Raw genomic sequence first — 17,703 nt, forward strand, 5'->3', positions numbered from 1 at the left:
ACAATGAAACAAATTACAAAACATGAAAGTTCTCGGCTTAAAAATCTAAAGGAAGAATATGATATCATCATCATTGGCGGAGGGATCACCGGTGCCAATGTGCTTTGGGATGCTACTCTTCGCGGATACAATTGTTTACTCGTAGAAAAAAATGATTATGCTTCTGGAACAAGCCAAGCGACCTCTAAACTCATTCATGGTGGACTTAGGTATTTAAAGAATCTTGAGTTTGGGTTAGTTCGAGAATCACTTTCTGAAAGAAGATACCTTGCAAAAATTTCTCCCCATGCAGTGAGGCCTATGGGATTTATCATCCCAATTCGTTCCTGGTTCCAACGTGTTCAATTGTTTTTAGGGATGGAACTATACAACGCACTTTCATTTGATCGGAATGAAGAAATTGATGCAGATGTTCGATTGCCTAGATACCGATGGAATTCTTTAGGAGAAACCATTTATAAAGTTTTGGGATTGGATCGGAAATCTCTGAAAGGGAGTTTCCAATACTACGACTATGCCAATCCAAACCCAGAAAAACATACTACTGAATTTATATTGTCTGCTAAAGAGAAGGGTGCACATGCATTCAACTACCTCGCAGTTACCACGTTAAAAAAACAAAATAGCGGTGGTTATACGGTTGGGCTTACCGATTCCATTACAGGGAAAAAGGTATTGGTTTCTACTAAGGTTGTTGTGAACTCGGCGGGACCTTGGGCCGATGTGATTGAATCCATGACTGGAGTTACAGCGGAAAAAAAACTCGTACGTTCTAAAGGAATCCATGCGGTAGTTCGCAATATTTGTGGGAATGAATGTGCTGTGTTATCCAAAAGAGACGGATCACACCTGTTTGTGATCCCTTGGCGTGGGAAAACCATAGTTGGAACAACAGATACGGCTTATGAAGATGATCCAAATGCTTTTAAAGTCAAACAATCGGAACTAGTGGATTTACTCGATGAAGTAAACTTTAGTTTTGGGTTTGCTAAACTCACTTTAAAAGATGTGGATTATTATTATGGTGGATTACGTCCTTTAGTGGAAGATCCAGGGAGCACAGAGGGAACATATTCTGCTTCTAGAAAATCTGAAATTTTTCATTATGAAAAAGAAGGATTTCCTGGTTTTTTCTCGGCGTTAGGTGGAAAGTATACAACTAGTCGTGCTGTTGCAGAAAATTTAGTCAATTCAATTGATCTTTATTCTAAAGGAAGTGAATCCCTTTGTGTTACTAAATTTACGCCACTTCTTGGCGGAAGATACCAAAGTTTAAAGGAACTTGTAAATGAATTACAATTTAAGTATCCTAAAATATTGGGTGCAAAGTTAGAAACATTAGCACGTCGTTACGGAAGCACGACTTGGAAAATTCTTAATTTGGAAGGTAAGGATTCGTATCGAATTCCCAATGGAGAGATCTATTATGAAGAAGAAGTCGAATACATGGTTACCCATGAAGACATTCTTCATTTAACGGATTTTTATTTTAGAAGGTCTGGGGTAGGTACTGTCGGAACTCTCGATCCATCAGAACGATCCAAATTAGACAAAAAAATTGCAAAAATTCTTGGTTGGAATGCAGACAGGTTGAAAGAAGAAACAAAGTTAGTTGATGAAAGATACAAATGGTATGTTGACTAGTGGCTAGGATCTCTATCGATATTCCAGAAAAACAAATTTATTCTACCGACTTAAGTGTTCGAATCTCAGATATTAATTTTGCTGGGCATTTAGCGCATGATGCCATATTAACCTTAACTCATGAATGTCGGGCTCGGTTTTTTCATTCTCATGGATGGACAGAAATCAATGTAGAAGGGAAGGGGATAGTGGTTTCTGATGTTGCTATTGTTTATAAATCGGAAGCATTTTTCCCTGATGACCTAGTCATGCAGCTTTATGTGGACAATGTGTCCCAAAAATCATTGGAAATGGTGTATGTGATTACCCATAAAAATGGGGGAAAAGAAATTGCTCGTGCTAAAACTGCGATCGTTTTCTTTGATTACGCGGAAAGAAAACCCTGCGCCATCCCCGATGTTTTTTTGAAAGTCCTTATTTGATTTTTGTTTGGATTATGGAAACGATTTTACGTTCCTCTTCTTCATACTTTAATTTATGAATCCCACCCAGTGGGTTTCGTTTCACTGCTTGGTTCCATTTCGATGATTCCAATTCTTCCCAAATGGAGATTCCCCATCTTCCATATTCATTGCGAATCCATTGTGTGAGTTGGGTGAGAGTTTCTGTATTTTTATCCTTTCGTTTTTGATAATTTAAAATGTAGTTTAATAGTTCTTCGATTCCTTTTCGTTTGGTGACTGATGTTTTGAAAATAGGTGGAAGAGACTGGTCAGGAAGGATATCTTTGATGAATTCCAAAGTGGATTCTAACATATAATAACTGGAATTAGCCAAAGATTCTTCATCACATTTGTTGATGATAAAGGCTTCGGGAACTTCCATAATCCCTGACTTCATAAATTGTACTTGGTCTCCACCGAGTGGTTGCATCACAAGAAAGGATAAATCGGATATTAGAGATACTGAGATTTCGTTTTGGCCAATTCCAACAGTTTCTACAAATACATAATCAAAAATTCGTCTCAAGAAACGAATGACATGATACGTATAAGGATTGAGTCCACCCAGTTCTAATTGGGATGGTTGGGATCTAAAATAAATACGAGTATCTCTTCTCGGAAGAGTGACTCTTGTTCGATCACCTAGGATGGATCCTCCACTGAGATTGGAAGAAGGATCTATGGCAACAATGGCCATTTTTTTATCGGGAGCAAAATCTAGGAAAAGTTTGCATAACTCACCGAGTAACGAGGATTTGCCGGCACCTGGTGTTCCTGTGATACCGATGGTGAGTCCTTCTTTTGAATTTGGATTTTGACGGATTAGTTCTTGGAATAAAAACTCTCGAAATTCTAAATTGTTTTCTGTTTCAATTTTTGAAATGATTTTAGCAATCGGATACTTTTCACCAAGAAGTGCCTCCGAAACCAGTTGGGATAAAGATTCTTTGGTATCAATCAAGAGTGGTTGCCATTAAAAAAGATAAATTAGGGTAGTGGATCTTCCATTGCAGATTTTTAAAAATCCACAATGGAAGATAATTTTAAAACCGGCTTTTGGTTCTTAAACGAGAGCGGGTTCTTCAGAAACGATGTCGATGATTTTTTCCATAATCGACATAAGATCATAGTCTTTTGGAGTGAAGATTTCTCGAATTCCCATTTTTTTCAGTTCCTCAAAATCGGATTCAGGAATGATTCCACCAATCACAACAGGGATTTTTGCTTTGTAATGTGTTAGTTCATCAAACAACTGTTTTACGATTTCTTTATGCGAACCGGAAAGAATAGAAAGCCCAATTACATTGGCATTTTCTTCCACAGCAGACTGTACGATTTCTTCAGGAGAAAGTCGAATCCCTGAATAAATCACATCAAAACCACTGTGTTTTGCAGAAACTGCAATCATCTCTGCACCATTGGAATGACCATCAAGTCCTGGTTTTCCCACAACGATTTTTGGTCTATGTCCATTTGCCTTAGTAAAGGCTTCTACTTTCCCACGAACGGTAGAAACTTTATCGTCCGACAAAAAGAGTTTTTGGCCATCGACACCTGTAGGTGGGTTGTATTCCCCATACACTTCGCGAAGTGCGTCTGCCCATTCCCCTGTGGTGACGAGTGCTTTGGCACAAGCAATCGAGTAAGGCATTAGATTTTTTCCGTCTTTAGCTGCTTGTTTTAATTCTTCTAAAGATTTTTTAGCAAGATCGGCATTACGACGAGATTTTGCTTCTCCAAGAACGTTTAATGTTTGTTCTGCGGATTTTGGATCAACTTTGAAAATACCACCATCGGAGTCGGTCATCAGTGGAGATTTGATTCCATCAGTCCATTTGTTTTTACCAACAATCACAAGTTCATTGGAATTGATTTTAGAAAGCCTCTCTGTTTGTGATTTCACAAGCTGAGATTTCATATAACCATTTTCAATGGCAACGAGAGCTCCGCCCATATCGATGATTTTTTGAATTTCAAGTTTGGCTTCTTCTTTGAGAGCTTTCACTTTAGATTCAATGACTTTGGATCCTTCGAAGATGTCTGGGTATTCCAAAAGGTCTGTTTCATAAGCAAGGACTTGTTGCAAACGGAGTGACCATTGTTGGTCCCAAGGTCTTGGTAATGATAATGCTTCGTTCCAAGCAGGAAGTTGGAGGGCACGACATCTTGCATTTCTAGAAAGTGTCACACCCAGAGACTCGATAAGAATCCTCCATGCGTTGTTCTCCGGCTGTTCTTCCGTAAGTCCAAGAGAGTTGACTTGTACTCCATAACGGAACACTCGGTATTTGGCAGTTTTTACTTTGTAACGTTCTGTCGTGATTTCTTCCCACATTTCTGTGAAGGCGCGCATTTTGCACATCTCTTCCACAAAACGAATCCCTGCGTTTACAAAGAAGGAAATTCGACCCACACACTGCTCAAATTCATCATCAGAAAAACAATTTCTTTCTTTGATGGCATCTAACACAGCAATAGCTGTGGCAAGAGCAAAGGATAGTTCTTGAACCGGTGTGGCACCAGCTTCTTGTAAATGGTAAGAACAAATGTTAGATGGATTCCACTTTGGAATGTTATGTAAGGAATACTCATACATATCCACAATGATTTTCATGGATTCTTTCGGAGGATAAATGTAAGTCCCTCGTGCTAGATATTCTTTGATAAGATCGTTTTGAGTGGTTCCATTTAGTTTTTCTAAAGGAACTCCACGTTCTTCCGCAAGGGCTACATATAGCGAAAGTAACCACATGGATGTCCCATTGATGGTCATGGAAGTGTTCATCTCTTCGATCGGGATTTGGTCGAATAAAATGCGAAAGTCTTCGAGTGAATTGATGGGAACTCCCACCTTTCCTATTTCTGGGCGTGATACCTCGTGGTCGGAACTATAACCACACTGAGTTGGGAGATCAAATGCAATGGAAAGCCCTGTTTGGCCTTTAGAAAGGTTCTTTCTGTACAACTCATTGGAGGCTTTTGCATTGGTATGCCCAGCATAGGTCCTAAAAATCCACGGTTTGTCAGGTTTTCCCTGTCCATTCTCGTCCACGAGAAGGTATTCTTTTTTTTCGGCGGACATTATTTGCCTCGTTTTATAAATTCTATGTATAATTGAAAATCTTCTGGAATATTTTCACCTAAAAATTTATACAGGACTAGGCAATTTGAGCCTTTTCCAAGATGCGAGACCCAAAACCTTTTTCACCACTTCCTTTCTTTTTTAGCATCTTACTCTTAAGTTTGGGCTTTGCGCTGTTCTCTTATTTTAGACCTTTCCCTACAACAGAAACAGAATGGGAGTTTTTGGCCAATATTAAGTCGGCCACAGAAGAGGGGGGACTTGTTTCCACTCGGGAACCTCTTGCCATTTGGTTTGTCGTGGCATGGAAAAAACTCTTTGGGATGAATTACATTCCATCCTTTCTTGTGTTAGCCGGACTTTTTTACAGTCTCTTCCTCCACTTGTTTATGTTACTCCTTCGGTCAGAAGAGTGGAAGAGAAACCATTACCTTTTGGTTTACTTAGCTGCCTTTTTACCATTTTCCTACGGATTTCCTACTTCCTATTTTACGGAAACACTCTGCCTTGTATTTTTACTTTTAGTTTTTTTGACATTCCGATTGGAAAAGATGACAGACCTACTTGTTTTTCCAACCTTTACAGCTCTTGCCTTCTTTTCTAGTTTCATTATGTTCTATTTAGGATTTACTTTCTTTGTGATTTTTACGGGAATCCGTGGATCTAGGAAAGCTGCTCAAAAGACTTCTGTATTTTACAAAAAGAAAAATATACCGTTTTTGTTTTTAATAGGTTACCTTGGATTTTTTATCCTTTCTCTCATTTACTTTTCCTATTCAGATTTTTTTGGACCAAACTCCATTGGGTTTTTATTCAAAACTTGGTACAATTCTGCTCTTCTCATCCTTTTGCCACTTGTGGTTCTTGGGATAGGGCATATATTATTAAAAACAGAAAAAGAACTCAACACGATCACCGCATCGGTAGTGGTGGTTCTATCCATCGCAGTTTCCATTTATTTTATATTCAAAAATTTAAATGCATCGGAAAAGGAACCTTGGGAACTCCAATCCAAAAATCTAACCAAAGCCTTCGGTCAGGCCCTCATTTTAAAATCGGATCCCATTTATTTACCAAAAGAATTTTCTTTTGCCTTTTATTTCCAAACAGGAACTAAAACAAAATATATGCGTGAGGAAACGGTAACTGATAAATCCTTTTTGTATGTAGATGGAATTTGGAACCAGGACATCCAATTGGTTCAAAAATCAGGACTCTTTCGACGAAGCCAAAGAGCATTTGCCATTGTGCCAATTAGCGAAGATGATGTTCTCATCCAAAGGGCCACTACAGAAAAAATTAGAAACGAAAAAAGTTTGAATTTTATTGTAAAAAAAGTAGATGATGCTTGGTCTGAAGTTCCCACCAAACGTCCGTTTGATCTTTATACTGCTGGATTACAAAAAAAGTTTGGTTATTTAACTTTCTATTAAGAATTTTTAAGAACTAAAATCTTTATAGTAACGTTTGACCTTGTTTACGTACTTTTGTGTTTCTTCGTAAGGAGGAATGCCTTTGTAACGTTTCACTGCCCCAGGGCCTGCATTGTATGCAGCAATTGCTTTTTCCGGATCTTTGAATTCCTTCATAAGCCCCTTTAGAAATTTCACCCCACCACCAATATTTTCTTCTGGATTGAAGGGATCATTCACTCCTAAAGATTCTGCGGTTTCCGGCATCAGTTGCATAAGGCCCATAGCTCCTTTCGGAGAGACTGCATTTGGTTTGAAACCGGATTCTGCTTTGACCATCGCCTTCACAAGGTTAGGATCCATTCCTTGGGATTTGGCAATGGATTCAATGGTTCCTAGAATGTCATTGGGTTTGGATTTTGAATCTGTTGGAAAAGAAACAGGGATTTTGGATCCCACTCCTTCGGGGAAGGGGAGAGAAATTCCTTCTGTTTTGGCATTCGAGATCGTTGTGGGAAGGATTTCTTGTGATTTCGAGCGGTTCCATTCCTTCTCTAAAACATCCGGAAAGGAAACCAGTGATTTAGGATTTTCTGATAATTTGGATAGGGATTCCATCCGGTTCAAAACAGAAGATACAGAAGGGATGTCCGTTAGTCTCACAAAATAAAGATCGACTGAGTTTGGGAAAACTAAAGAAAAAAATATGTCTCATTAGCCCATTGCCGGGTTGATGGACTGCAAATCCTTGAGGGAAAGCGGTTTTACCAAATACCCTTTCACATTTTGGAACTCTTCTGACCGGGCTTTGTCTGTTGGATCAATGGAAGAAGTGAGGATGTAGATAGGGAGATTGGCATATTTCGGGTGTTTGCTTATGGCTCTTAAAAATTCCCAACCGTCCATAACAGGCATATTTAAGTCCAAAAAGACCATATCGGGATCGGCAGAACCAGCTAGGAGTGCATTCCAGGCCTCTTCTCCATTGTGGAATCCATGAATTTCATCAGCAAATGAAAATTTTTCCATCAATGTTTTGATGAGAAAAGTTGTGATCATGTCATCTTCAACTAGGTATACCATACTTAATTGTTTCATAATTTGCGAATTGATCCGAGCGTATTTTCATTCGGAAAGAAAAGAAATCAAGAAATAATCATGCCTCAAAGTGTATGGGGGGAGGTGAGAATATTGGGACTTAGGATTTCCTTTAATTTTTTTTCTTCTAACAATCCAAGTTCCAAAACAATGGATTCTACGGATCGGTTTTCCGAAAGTGCCTTCTTTGCAACAAGGGTTGCATTTTCATAACCAATGTAAGGATTGAGTGCGGTGGCAAGACCTGCGGATGTTTTGACCCGTGATTCCAGTAGTTCCCGATTGGCAGTAATTCCTTCAATACAATTGATTCTAAGAGTTTTACAACCGGCTGTTAGGTGTTCGATACTTTTGAAAAGACTGTGTGCAATGATGGGTTCAAAAGCATTGAGCTGTAATTGTCCCGCTTCTGATGCCATGGTGATGGTGATATCGTTTCCAATCACTTCATAAGCAATTTGGTTCACAACTTCTGGAATGATGGGATTGACTTTCCCAGGCATAATGGAAGAGCCGGCGGCTTTTGCAGGAAGATTGATTTCGTTAAACCCACCTTGTGGCCCACTAGATAAAAGTCTTAAATCATTACATACTTTTGATAGTTTTGTGGCAATTCGTTTGAGAACACCAGATAACTGGACGAAGGCGCCTGTGTCTTGTGTGGCTTCGATAAGGTTTGGAGCCGCTTCGAGACTTAGGCCAGTGTCGTTTGCTAAAATGTTGGTTACAATTTGTGAATAACGGATGTCTGTATTGATCCCTGTGCCTATGGCCGTGGCTCCTAAATTGATTTCACCAATTAATGAGGTTGCTTCTTTTAATCGGCTGATGTCTTCACCTAACATTACGTCGTAAGTCGAAAATTCCTGTCCCAAAGTCATTGGCACAGCATCTTGTAATTGGGTTCTACCAATTTTTAAAATATCATGAAACTCTTCTGATTTTTTACGAAAGGCAAGTTGGAGGTCTTCCATTGCTGTGAGTAATCCTTTAATGGCAAAAACAGCGGCAACTTTGAGTGAAGTTGGATACACATCATTTGTACTTTGGGACATGTTTACATCATTTAACGGATGCAGGTGGTCATAATCCCCCTTTGTAAAACCTGACATTTCTAAAGCAATGTTTGTGATCACTTCATTGGCATTCATATTGGTGGAAGTTCCGGCCCCACCTTGGATCACATCCACCACAAACTCGGAATGAAACTCACCTGCAAGAATACGGTCGCAAGCATTCGTGATCATCTTTGTTTTTTCTTTAGAGAGTAATCCTAACTGTAAATTGGCTTTGGCGGAAGCCCTTTTGATATAGGCGAGGGCACGGACGAGGTCAGCATAGGTTCCAATGGTTTTTCCTGTTATGGGATAGTTTTCCAAGGCTCTGAGAGTATGGATCCCCCAATAAACATCCGCGGGGAGATCTCGTTCCCCCAAAAGGTCGTGTTCTCGGCGCGTGGTTTGGTTCATAAGTTTTATTTTCTCTCGGGATAGGACGAAAGATACTCGACCAAATCCAAATGGGAAGAAGATTTATGTTGTCGATGTCTAAAATTAGATTTTCAGTTTTCGTTTTTATTTCTCTCATTTTTCTTTCCCCAATTTTGGGAAAGGAAAAACAACCAAATGCGGTTTCCTGCAAACAAAAGGAAGAAACCGTAAAAACCATCTTCCAGTTATTACCAGAATCAGAAAGGTCTTGTATTGATATTGCCAAACTGGTTTTGACAGAAGAAGACGAAGATGGCGAAAAATTGGACAAAGAGTATGCTGACCTATTTTTAAAAGTTTGTGAACTCAAACGGAAAAAACTTTCCTTAGATGAAATTCGAGAAAATTTAGGCATCACAAAACAGTGCGTGATTGCTGTCAATGTATCGAAAAAGAATTGATTCCTGATCGGTTTCGATTAAGATTTTGGCAAGTTTTATGCCGAAATACACGATTGTTTTTGTTTCCTTTTTTTTGCCAGCAGTTCTTTTGCCTTGCGAACCTTTTTCACCAAAGACCTTAGCACCTATCGACCATTCGGCGAAAGACAAAAGTTTTAGCGAATTCAAAACCAAGTTTTTAAAGATACTGAAAACTAAAGACCGAAAAGCCTTAGAAGAGGTGATCGACAAAGATATTTATTTTTCCATCGGTGGTGGGGAAGGTAAAAAGGATTTTTTAAAATCATTCCAACTAACAGAAAAACCATCTACTTCTAATTTTTGGGAATTAATGGACGAAGTTGTTAAATTAGGATTTCGTCAGAACAAAGAAGGACAGATGGTTGCTCCCTATTTTTTTGAAACCTTCCCTGGTGATTATGATCCATTCACACATTACCTTGTGATCGGAAAAAATGTAAATGTAAGAGAAGATGCATCCAAAGAATCTAAGTCCATCACACAACTAAGTTACCAAATTGTAAGATCGGAAGCAGATGATCTGGATGGAAGAAGGCTCGAAAAAGAAAGTAATTGTAATTGGAAAAAGATTTGTACACCGCAAGGAAAACATGGATATGTATGTGATCGGTTTTTGCGTAGTCCTCTTGACTACAGGGCTTTTTTTGAAAAAAAGAAAAACAATTGGTATCTCACTATCTTTATCGTAGGTGATTGATTCTAGTTAAATAAGAATTTTGATTTAGTTTTTTCTTGAACCACAAATCAGGATGCTTTAGATTTGGTGAAACCATCATCCAAGGAAACATTTATGTTAAAAAAAATACTTTTTGTTGCTTTAGCGATTTCGCTAACAAACTGCGTAATTCTAAATCCAGTCGGTGCAACAATCGATCGTGAAAAAGGTTCGGAAGCTGCTTCACGAATTACAGATGCCGCCATCCAAGCGGATTTAGTGAGAGCTATCGTTCTTGTGGGTCGACCTGATATTACTTTGTTGAGTTTAGTGGCAGCAGACATTGCAAAGATTGAATCTGATAAATACTATGTTAAATCCGATGTAGACCAGTGTGTTTCTGACATCCAAGGTTTCAAAGGTGTGGTTCTTGGCCCAACAGTCGCGAATATCATCTCTTGCCAAGATTTGAAAACAGATGGTTACATCACTGGAGACCCACTTCCAAGTTTCTAATTTTTTTACTTCCCTACTTTTTTTCTGAGGTAGGGAACTCTCCTTCCCTCTTTTGGGTCATATTCACCAAACAAACAAGGAAGGTTTTATGATCTCTCTCAAACAAGTTTTAAAAATTACAACAACCGTCGGTCTAGTATCGGTGATGGCATTTGCATTCGGGAATTGTCGAGGACACAAAGACTTTGAAAAAAGAATCGAATGGGTGGCTTCTAAACTTACATCTAAATTAGATTTAGATGATGCCCAAAAAGCAAAATTGGAAACCATCAAAGCAGAACTCATCGCTAAACACAAGGAATCAAAACCAAAACATGAATCCTGGGCGAAAGAGATGGCGACCCAAATTCGTGCAGAAAAAATTGATACCAAACAACTGGATAAAATGAGTAACGAAAGAGAAGCACGCCACTTAGAAATGCGCAAGTTTTTTCAATCCAAACTCGTTGAATTCCATGCGGTACTAAAACCAGAACAAAGGGAAAAGTTTGCCGACTTAGTGGAACGTTTCGCAAGCCGCCACCAACCACCGGAAGAGTAAACAATGCCTGAGTTTGACTTCGAAACAGTAGTCAAAGAAACCAAATACTTGGTTTTAAAAACGGTCGGTGATACACTCATCGACCGTTTTGATGATGCAACAGAAGATGTGGTTCAGGAAGTATACTTCCGGGCTTTTAAATCTTTAGAGAAGGGGGGGTTTGATGGGAGATCCAAAATTTCCACTTGGATTTATACCATTGCTCGTAACGAAGCCCTTCGTATGAATGAAAAACGATTGCGAGAAGAAGAAAAAGCAAAAAGGTATTTAGTAAAAAACAAGATTCAACTTTCGGGCGTGCGAGACGAAGCGTCTTTCGAAAAAGAAGAATGGATTGAGTCCATGCTTTGTCGTATCCCTGAAGTTTATCGCCAAACTTTACGTTTGTATTTGGCAGGTAACACTATGGAAGAAATAGCAAAAGAACTTTCTGTTAGGGAAGGTACGGTAAAGTCACGTTTGTTCCGAACCAAAGAGTGGATCCGCAAACATATACCAGGAGGAAAAAATGAATTCCAAGAATCCTAAAAAATGGGAACAACTTTTGAATGATTCTGATTTTGAATTACGTTTGGTGCGAACTACCAAAAGAAGAATTCAGACTGAAAAAACAAAACGAAGAGTTTATGCCGGTTTGGCCGCCTCCGTTTTGGTTTTTTCTCTACTTTTCGTAAATGAATTTATCATCGAACCTAGTGAACTTACAACTAATGTTCATTACTTGGTGGACGAACTAAGTTCAGAATCAATTGTCAGTTTGAGTATGGATTGACATTTATCAATGATAAATGTCAAGAGTTCTGAGTTGTAGATTTATGTAAAAAGCGAGTGATTTTACTTCTCTTGTAGTCATACTAAAGACTGGAAGTAAAAGTATGAATGCCTGCATTCTCTATCTAAACAAAAAAAGAATTGAAATGATCAAATTTGAATCAGATCAAATGAGATCCAAAACCTGGGAAAAACCAATTGAGTCGGATGTCTGGGACTTTGAAGACATCACAAACACTCTACAGTCACCTAACGAATTCATTTTAGTGGGAGAATCTGATTTAAATACAGAATATAGAAAATGGTTGATGAGTCACGATCGGAACTTAGCCAAAAAACTCATTGCTGTGATTGGAAACAATGCCGAAACTAAAATCAACCAAGATCTAGTAAGCCATTTTAAAGAAAAATACTTTCGAGGGAGAGGTTTTTAACTGTAAAGGGTGGATTTATGAGTTCACGGCCACCTAAGGAAAGTTTATCTAAAAAAAAGAAAACATTGTAGTTACAAAAGATGGTCGCAAGCCTCTCCATGTGTATGAAAAAACAATCGGTAGAGCAAAAAACTAAGAGAAGTTAAAATCACAATCGTTCCAAAAGCAGGGATCCATTTTGTAGGGATACGGTGTTTCCATTTGGAAACAACCCATCCAAGTCCAGTGAGCGCGGGAACCGTTCCTAAATAAAAGAAAAACATCACAAGACCACCACTTAACAGTGTACCTGTTGCAAAAGATGCCGCATATGCTGGATACAGAACTCCACAAGGGAGTAGGGCACTCACCATTCCAATTCCAAACCCAAGTCCATTTTTGCTAAACCGAGAACGTATGGTTTCCAAAAACTTCCGAATTCCTTGTGGTAAAGAACCAAAAGAGGATGTTGATTTGATAGAATAAGTGCGGATTAAAAAGACAATAAGCAACAAAAAGGTGAGGACTCCTGCCACACCTCTAACGGCACTTAATTCCCCCAAAGCATTGGCACCTTTTCCAAGAAATCCAAGTACCATACCTAGAAAGGTATAGGAAATCACTCTTCCTAAGTGGTAGAGAAAAATAGGTAAGTTTTTTCCTTTATCCGTTTGTAAGAGAGAAACAAAAGGGCCACACATCACCAGGCAATGGAAACTACTGATAAATCCATAAATAAAGATGGAACTAAAAAAACTAAGATTTGCTAGTTGGTTCATCAGATGAATTTGTTTTGGATTGTTTACTTTCAGTAGGATACTCTTCTTCAAAGAACATTCTATATTTGGGAGATTCTATGTCTTCGAATTGTCCTTTGCGAAAGGCAGTGATAAAAACATAGAGAAAAAAGGCGGCAATACACATTGCCATGGGGATGGTTAAGTAGAGGGCTTCCATTGGGGGATCCTATATCTAATAGAAAGAGAATTTAAAAGTACTGTCAAGCTAGAACATGCCATAAACACCGCGCAGATCACTGGCAACATCAGTCCAAACATGGCAAGTGGTAACATGATAGAGTTGTAACAAAAAGAGATAATGATATTTTGCAAAATCACCTCTCTTGTTTTTTTTGCAGAAAGTAAAGAATGTACGAGTCCGTTCAAATTTCCAGATGTCAAAACTACATCTGATTTTTCGAGTGAGAGATCTTCCGCTTCTGTATGAGAAATAGAGACATTGGCCTGTGCCAAAGACAAACTATCATTGATTCCGTCACCTACCATGATGACTACATTCCCTTTACTTTGTGCAGCGCTGATCAGGTTTCGTTTGTCTTCTGGAGAGAGGTCAGAAGAATACCTTTCGATCCCTAGGGACTCAGCGATGTATTTTACGGATTTGTATCTATCTCCAGAGAGGATAGAAATATTCGGAACAAAATGTTTGAGTAGGGAAACAAAAGACTGGGCTCCAGTTCTAATTTCATCTGCGAGTAAAAAACTTCCTAAGTAAGTTCCTCCTACAGCAAGTAAAATCAAAGAACCTTCTCCTTCTGGAAATTTTCCCATAGGAATATTTTCTGATTCTAACAAAGATTGGTTTCCAATGAGAACAGAAAGTTTATTTGTATCGATTTCTAATTCAGCTTTGACACCGCGACCAGGTATGTTCTCCAAATTGGTTAATTGAATTTGTTTTGCTCTATCTTTTACGGAATTCAAAGGTTCTAAATATTTTACGAGTGATTTTGCTAAAGGATGGTTCACTTCTTTTTCAATTCGATAAACAAGTGGTAGGTGCTCATTTGCTACGGAAACTTGTCGCACTAAAAATTTTCCTTCCGTGAGTGTGCCCGTTTTGTCTAAAAATATGGTATTTGCTTTTGCGAGTGCCTCAACGACAGAAGGATTTTTTAAGAGAACTCCCTTGTCTGCATTGAGAATATGATTGGTGACAAGGGCTGTGGGAACAGAAATTCCAAGTGCACAAGGGCACGCAACAATCAAAACAGAAATAGTAGTGACAAGACTTTGTTCTAAGTTCCCACCAGATACATAATACCAAACAAAAAAACAAAGGAAGGCCAGTCCAAAAACAACAGAGATAAAGTAAGATGCGATTCTCTCTGTGAGGATTTGTAATTTTGGTTTGAGGTGTAAGGCTTCTTCTAACCTCAGTTTGAGAGAAGAAAGAGTAGAGGCATGGTAGTCGGAACCAGCTACAATCAAAGCAGGATTGTCCATAGCAAGTGAACCTGCAAGGATCGAGTCTCCTTTTCTCTTTCGAATGGGTAAAGACTCACCAGTTAAAAAAGACTCATCTACATAAGTTTGTTCGGATACAAGAATGGCATCCACGGGGATACGTTTCCCTGGTGCCACTCGAATTGTATCTCCAATTTTGATTTCGGAACTTGGGATGGTATCTTCACCAGCATCATTGACACGAACTGAGGTTTCAGGAAGTTTGCAAAGGATGGATTCTAATTTGTCAGAAGCAAACACTCTGGCTTTTTCTTCGAAATATTTCCCAATCAAAATAAAGAAGTAAATCATTGCCACTGAATCAAAATACACTTCTCCGATGTCAGTGAGTGTTACATAAACTGAATAAAAGTAGGCCATAGAAATTCCGAGAAATAATAGGAAGTCCATGGAAAGCGTTCTTCGCCTGATGCTTGTTAAGAATCCAGACATAAACGGGTATCCTGAATATAAATAGGCAGGCGTTGCAAATACCCATGAAGCATAATGAAATAGACGTTTGATGTCCAAATCAATTCCAGTAAAATATCCGGAATATAAGGCTACACTTAAAATCATAATATTCCCAAAACAAAATCCAGCCACACCAATACGAAGGAGTAGGGTCTTTAATTGTTTGGTTTTTTCTAAAGTGCCTTCTGTAGGAGAAAAAAGTAAAGGTTTATAACCGATGCTACGGATGAGAGATAGAATCTTTGAGATTTTGATTTTGGATTGGTCAAAGCGAATTCGTGCCCGACCAGATGCAAAATTAATTTGCGCAGAGAGGATTCCTTCTTCTTCGTTTAAAACTTTTTCGTTGATCCAAACACAAGCGGAACAATGGATATTTGTAATTTGGATTGAAACTTCTGAAAAATCACCTGATTTACGAACGAATTTTTCATATACGAGTTCGTTTTCAATATCTGCATCTGAATCTTCGATACGAACTGGATCGAGTTTAGTGTTGCCCTTTAAGTTGTAATAATAATTTCCACCGAGTGAGTTGATGATGGAGTAAACTGTTTCGCATCCTTCACAACAAAAAACCTTTGTGTCGTTTCCGAGTTTTGCTTCAATCCTCACCAAGCGGATCGGATTGCCACAATGGTCACATTCTGTTTTTGTTAGATCAGAAACTGTTTCGTTCATTGAACTGAGATTTTTCCATCTCTTTCGAAAGACTTCCCACCAATGTTTGAAACGAGTCGTAAGTTCCAAGTTCCTTTTTCTAATAGTGAAATCTTGCCAACAAATCCACTTGCTGTTGGTTTTAGATCATAATGCGCAGTGTTTTTGGTTGTTGCATTTCGTTCCAAATACACGGTCATCGATTTTGCACTAAGATTTGTTACCGATCCATCTTTTTCTAATTTGACTAAAATCTCTGATTCACCAATTGGGAGAAGGGGTTGGTTGTCCCAATTTGTTTTAATGGAATAACCTTGTTTCAAAAGTTCTCTTTGGTTTTCGATAGCTTTTTCATAGTTTAGGCCAACTTCGTAATAGTTTTTATCCATTACTGGCTCAAAATTTTTGTATGTTAGGCGAATGGTGTAAAAAGTGGCAGCCACAAGAGCTGTAAAACTAAATAGAACCACATACATGGCCGTTCTTAAACTTGGGTGTAATTCTTTAAACATCATTACCTCCTTGGTAATGTTAAGGAGAGTTTTTTCTCCAATCGTTCGCCTGGATCCTCTGCATTGTTTAACACAATGGAACCGGGTAGGTAACCTTCATTTAACTCTTTCTCTGTCAGAGATTGAGTTTCCAAAACCACTGATATACTTTTGATTTCACCTGATCCCAATTTGAACTTGTTATTTTCTTCACCGGAACGAATTAGGATTTCTTTTCCATGTCTTGTATCAAAGGCCGAAAGTTGGAATTCTTTTTCGACCGGCGCAATGTTTTGAATGCGTAGAGCAACAAAGGCTCTAATTTTATTATCTGGAATTAAAATGGGAGGCATGGATTTATTTGATGCCGCAATCATTGACATAGGAGTTCTCGTGACAAGTTGGATGATGGCACCTGTGATGACTACAGTAAGTAAAATTGCATAAATGACAGTTCTTGGTCTGATCCATTTGATTTTTGCGCCAGTTTCAATTTGTTTTAGCGAAAAATATCCAATCAAAGTTTTTTTGTTTTCTTTTGCCATGATGGAAGTGCAGGCATCCACACATTTTCCGCAAGCCACACAACCGACTTGAAGTCCATCGCGGATATCGATCCCAGTAGGGCAGACCACCACACACATATTACATGCAATGCAGTCTCCGATTTTGGTTTTTCCATCCCGGCGAGGTTCTCCACGTTTGAAATCATAAGTTACATTCCAAGAATGTTCGTCCATCAGGAGAGTTTGGAATCTGGCATAAGGGCAAGCATAACGACAGAACTGTTCACGGATGAATCCGATATCGATAAACATTGCTGCTGTAAAAAATAATGTAAAATAAAAGTGGGTTTGCTTGAAAGCCGCTAAGTTAATATAGTCGGCCATCATTTCATAGGGGCTAACAAAGTAAGCGATCCAATGAAAAGAAGCGATAAAAGAAACAACAATCCAGAGAAAATAAACAATATACTTACCTAAAATAGAGGCATCTTTTTTTCCGTATTTTGAATCTAAAACAAACCGACCAATTCTATCGAAAAGATCGGTGTAAATTGTTTGAGGACACCCCCATCCGCACCAAACACGGCCAATGACAGAGGTGAAAAAGAAAAGTGAGAGTCCCATGGTAAGAAGAAAAAACCATAAGATGAGTCCTTCTTGAGGGATAAAAAGACCACCAAACAGGTGAAACATTCTTTGCGGAATGTCCAGTCGAATGAGGGGTGAACCGTCTGGTAACACCACCCATGGAGCAACCAAGAATAAACCAACGAGAAAACTCATAACGAAGTTTCTTCGTGTTCTAACTTTACCAGTTTGTGGTCTTGATATGATCATCT

Annotated in this window: 20 protein-coding genes; 10 read left to right on the forward strand and 10 right to left on the reverse strand. The window is 38.7% G+C overall.

From position 1 onward, the window contains the following. The first annotated feature begins 3 nt into the window (after nt 1–3). A complete protein-coding gene (locus EHQ24_RS07140) occupies nt 4–1,644 on the forward strand; it encodes a glycerol-3-phosphate dehydrogenase/oxidase (RefSeq protein ID WP_135600988.1) in 1,641 nt (546 codons plus the stop codon). Continuing rightward, a complete protein-coding gene (locus tag EHQ24_RS07145; protein WP_135600989.1) occupies nt 1,644–2,066 on the forward strand; it encodes an acyl-CoA thioesterase in 423 nt (140 codons plus the stop codon). Before EHQ24_RS07140 ends, EHQ24_RS07145 begins: the two co-directional genes overlap by 1 nt. Here EHQ24_RS07145 and EHQ24_RS07150 read toward each other — a convergent pair. Next, nucleotides 2,059–3,048, reverse strand: coding sequence for a P-loop NTPase family protein (locus EHQ24_RS07150; protein ID WP_135600990.1), 990 nt, complete (start codon nt 3,046–3,048; stop codon nt 2,059–2,061). The two genes, EHQ24_RS07145 and EHQ24_RS07150, sit on opposite strands and share 8 nt — an antisense overlap. A 102-nt stretch (nt 3,049–3,150) precedes the next feature. Further along, on the reverse strand, nt 3,151–5,169 hold the full coding sequence (locus EHQ24_RS07155) for a protein meaA (RefSeq protein ID WP_135600991.1): 2,019 nt from the start codon (nt 5,167–5,169) through the stop codon (nt 3,151–3,153). A gap of 101 nt (nt 5,170–5,270) precedes the next feature. Between EHQ24_RS07155 and EHQ24_RS07160 the strand changes: the two genes are divergently transcribed. Continuing rightward, nucleotides 5,271–6,602, forward strand: coding sequence for a hypothetical protein (locus EHQ24_RS07160; protein ID WP_135600992.1), 1,332 nt, complete (start codon nt 5,271–5,273; stop codon nt 6,600–6,602). A gap of 6 nt (nt 6,603–6,608) precedes the next feature. Here EHQ24_RS07160 and EHQ24_RS07165 read toward each other — a convergent pair whose 3' ends face one another. From EHQ24_RS07165 to EHQ24_RS07175, 3 genes are all read right to left on the reverse strand, one after another. Then, nucleotides 6,609–7,244, reverse strand: a complete 636-nt coding sequence (locus tag EHQ24_RS07165) for a lytic transglycosylase domain-containing protein (protein ID WP_135600993.1) — start codon at nt 7,242–7,244, stop codon at nt 6,609–6,611. Between the two features lie 51 nt (nt 7,245–7,295). Beyond that, a complete protein-coding gene (locus tag EHQ24_RS07170; RefSeq protein ID WP_244310328.1) occupies nt 7,296–7,664 on the reverse strand; it encodes a response regulator in 369 nt (122 codons plus the stop codon). An 80-nt stretch (nt 7,665–7,744) separates the two neighbouring features. Further along, entirely contained in the window at nt 7,745–9,148 is a 1,404-nt protein-coding gene (locus tag EHQ24_RS07175; protein ID WP_135600995.1) for an aspartate ammonia-lyase, read from the reverse strand. 65 nt (nt 9,149–9,213) lie between these two features. On the opposite strand from EHQ24_RS07175, the gene EHQ24_RS07180 reads away from it, so the two are divergent. The 7 genes from EHQ24_RS07180 (at nt 9,214) to EHQ24_RS07210 (ending at nt 12,508) form a co-directional block, all read left to right on the forward strand. Continuing rightward, the gene (locus EHQ24_RS07180; protein WP_208725729.1) at nt 9,214–9,570 is read left to right on the forward strand and encodes a hypothetical protein; all 357 of its coding nucleotides are present in this window, start codon (nt 9,214–9,216) and stop codon (nt 9,568–9,570) included. Between the two features lie 37 nt (nt 9,571–9,607). Then, nucleotides 9,608–10,288 (forward strand): SH3 domain-containing protein, encoded by a 681-nt coding sequence (locus EHQ24_RS07185; RefSeq protein WP_135600997.1) that lies wholly within the window; start codon nt 9,608–9,610, stop codon nt 10,286–10,288. Nucleotides 10,289–10,381: 93 nt separating this feature from the next. Further along, nucleotides 10,382–10,762, forward strand: a complete 381-nt coding sequence (locus EHQ24_RS07190; protein WP_135600998.1) for a TIGR04452 family lipoprotein — start codon at nt 10,382–10,384, stop codon at nt 10,760–10,762. Between the two features lie 88 nt (nt 10,763–10,850). Then, the gene (locus EHQ24_RS07195; RefSeq protein WP_135600999.1) at nt 10,851–11,303 is read left to right on the forward strand and encodes a Spy/CpxP family protein refolding chaperone; all 453 of its coding nucleotides are present in this window, start codon (nt 10,851–10,853) and stop codon (nt 11,301–11,303) included. Nucleotides 11,304–11,306: 3 nt separating this feature from the next. After that, the gene (locus tag EHQ24_RS07200) at nt 11,307–11,831 is read left to right on the forward strand and encodes an RNA polymerase sigma factor (RefSeq protein WP_135601000.1); all 525 of its coding nucleotides are present in this window, start codon (nt 11,307–11,309) and stop codon (nt 11,829–11,831) included. Beyond that, a complete protein-coding gene (locus EHQ24_RS07205) occupies nt 11,812–12,075 on the forward strand; it encodes a hypothetical protein (protein ID WP_135601001.1) in 264 nt (87 codons plus the stop codon). Before EHQ24_RS07200 ends, EHQ24_RS07205 begins: the two co-directional genes overlap by 20 nt. A gap of 145 nt (nt 12,076–12,220) precedes the next feature. Further along, nucleotides 12,221–12,508, forward strand: coding sequence for a hypothetical protein (locus EHQ24_RS07210; RefSeq protein WP_135601157.1), 288 nt, complete (start codon nt 12,221–12,223; stop codon nt 12,506–12,508). Nucleotides 12,509–12,579: 71 nt separating this feature from the next. Here the strand turns inward: EHQ24_RS07210 and EHQ24_RS07215 are convergent, their stop codons facing one another. From EHQ24_RS07215 to ccoG, 5 genes are read right to left on the reverse strand one after another with little or no spacing between them, the layout of a single operon-like run. After that, on the reverse strand, nt 12,580–13,266 hold the full coding sequence (locus EHQ24_RS07215; RefSeq protein WP_135601002.1) for a sulfite exporter TauE/SafE family protein: 687 nt from the start codon (nt 13,264–13,266) through the stop codon (nt 12,580–12,582). Further along, the gene (locus EHQ24_RS07220) at nt 13,244–13,444 is read right to left on the reverse strand and encodes a cbb3-type cytochrome oxidase assembly protein (RefSeq protein WP_135601003.1); all 201 of its coding nucleotides are present in this window, start codon (nt 13,442–13,444) and stop codon (nt 13,244–13,246) included. The genes EHQ24_RS07215 and EHQ24_RS07220 overlap by 23 nt, the downstream gene beginning before the upstream one ends. Next, nucleotides 13,426–15,888 (reverse strand): heavy metal translocating P-type ATPase, encoded by a 2,463-nt coding sequence (locus tag EHQ24_RS07225; protein WP_135601004.1) that lies wholly within the window; start codon nt 15,886–15,888, stop codon nt 13,426–13,428. The genes EHQ24_RS07220 and EHQ24_RS07225 overlap by 19 nt, the downstream gene beginning before the upstream one ends. Next, a complete protein-coding gene (locus tag EHQ24_RS07230; RefSeq protein WP_135601005.1) occupies nt 15,885–16,379 on the reverse strand; it encodes a FixH family protein in 495 nt (164 codons plus the stop codon). Before EHQ24_RS07230 ends, EHQ24_RS07225 begins: the two co-directional genes overlap by 4 nt. A gap of 2 nt (nt 16,380–16,381) precedes the next feature. Further along, nucleotides 16,382–17,701: a cytochrome c oxidase accessory protein CcoG gene (gene ccoG, locus EHQ24_RS07235; protein ID WP_135601006.1), complete on the reverse strand. Its 1,320-nt coding sequence runs from the start codon at nt 17,699–17,701 to the stop codon at nt 16,382–16,384. Between the last annotated feature and the right edge of the window lie 2 nt (nt 17,702–17,703).

The organism is Leptospira noumeaensis, from assembly GCF_004770765.1.
GTDB classification, from domain to species: Bacteria; Spirochaetota; Leptospiria; order Leptospirales; family Leptospiraceae; genus Leptospira_A; species Leptospira_A noumeaensis.

Bases quoted from the DNA above. Each gene is read 5' to 3' on its own strand.
- EHQ24_RS07140 (WP_135600988.1), top strand. From the start codon at position 4: ATGAAACAAATTACAAAACATGAAAGTTCTCGGCTTAAAAATCTAAAG.
- EHQ24_RS07155 (WP_135600991.1), bottom strand. From the start codon at position 5,169: ATGTCCGCCGAAAAAAAAGAATACCTTCTCGTGGACGAGAATGGACAG.
- EHQ24_RS07160 (WP_135600992.1), top strand. From the start codon at position 5,271: ATGCGAGACCCAAAACCTTTTTCACCACTTCCTTTCTTTTTTAGCATC.
- EHQ24_RS07170 (WP_244310328.1), bottom strand. From the start codon at position 7,664: ATGGTATACCTAGTTGAAGATGACATGATCACAACTTTTCTCATCAAA.
- EHQ24_RS07175 (WP_135600995.1), bottom strand. From the start codon at position 9,148: ATGAACCAAACCACGCGCCGAGAACACGACCTTTTGGGGGAACGAGAT.
- EHQ24_RS07180 (WP_208725729.1), top strand. From the start codon at position 9,214: ATGTTGTCGATGTCTAAAATTAGATTTTCAGTTTTCGTTTTTATTTCT.
- EHQ24_RS07185 (WP_135600997.1), top strand. From the start codon at position 9,608: ATGCCGAAATACACGATTGTTTTTGTTTCCTTTTTTTTGCCAGCAGTT.
- EHQ24_RS07190 (WP_135600998.1), top strand. From the start codon at position 10,382: ATGTTAAAAAAAATACTTTTTGTTGCTTTAGCGATTTCGCTAACAAAC.
- EHQ24_RS07195 (WP_135600999.1), top strand. From the start codon at position 10,851: ATGATCTCTCTCAAACAAGTTTTAAAAATTACAACAACCGTCGGTCTA.
- EHQ24_RS07200 (WP_135601000.1), top strand. From the start codon at position 11,307: ATGCCTGAGTTTGACTTCGAAACAGTAGTCAAAGAAACCAAATACTTG.
- EHQ24_RS07205 (WP_135601001.1), top strand. From the start codon at position 11,812: ATGAATTCCAAGAATCCTAAAAAATGGGAACAACTTTTGAATGATTCT.
- EHQ24_RS07210 (WP_135601157.1), top strand. From the start codon at position 12,221: ATGATCAAATTTGAATCAGATCAAATGAGATCCAAAACCTGGGAAAAA.
- EHQ24_RS07215 (WP_135601002.1), bottom strand. From the start codon at position 13,266: ATGAACCAACTAGCAAATCTTAGTTTTTTTAGTTCCATCTTTATTTAT.
- EHQ24_RS07220 (WP_135601003.1), bottom strand. From the start codon at position 13,444: ATGGAAGCCCTCTACTTAACCATCCCCATGGCAATGTGTATTGCCGCC.
- EHQ24_RS07225 (WP_135601004.1), bottom strand. From the start codon at position 15,888: ATGAACGAAACAGTTTCTGATCTAACAAAAACAGAATGTGACCATTGT.
- EHQ24_RS07230 (WP_135601005.1), bottom strand. From the start codon at position 16,379: ATGTTTAAAGAATTACACCCAAGTTTAAGAACGGCCATGTATGTGGTT.
- ccoG (WP_135601006.1), bottom strand. From the start codon at position 17,701: ATGATCATATCAAGACCACAAACTGGTAAAGTTAGAACACGAAGAAAC.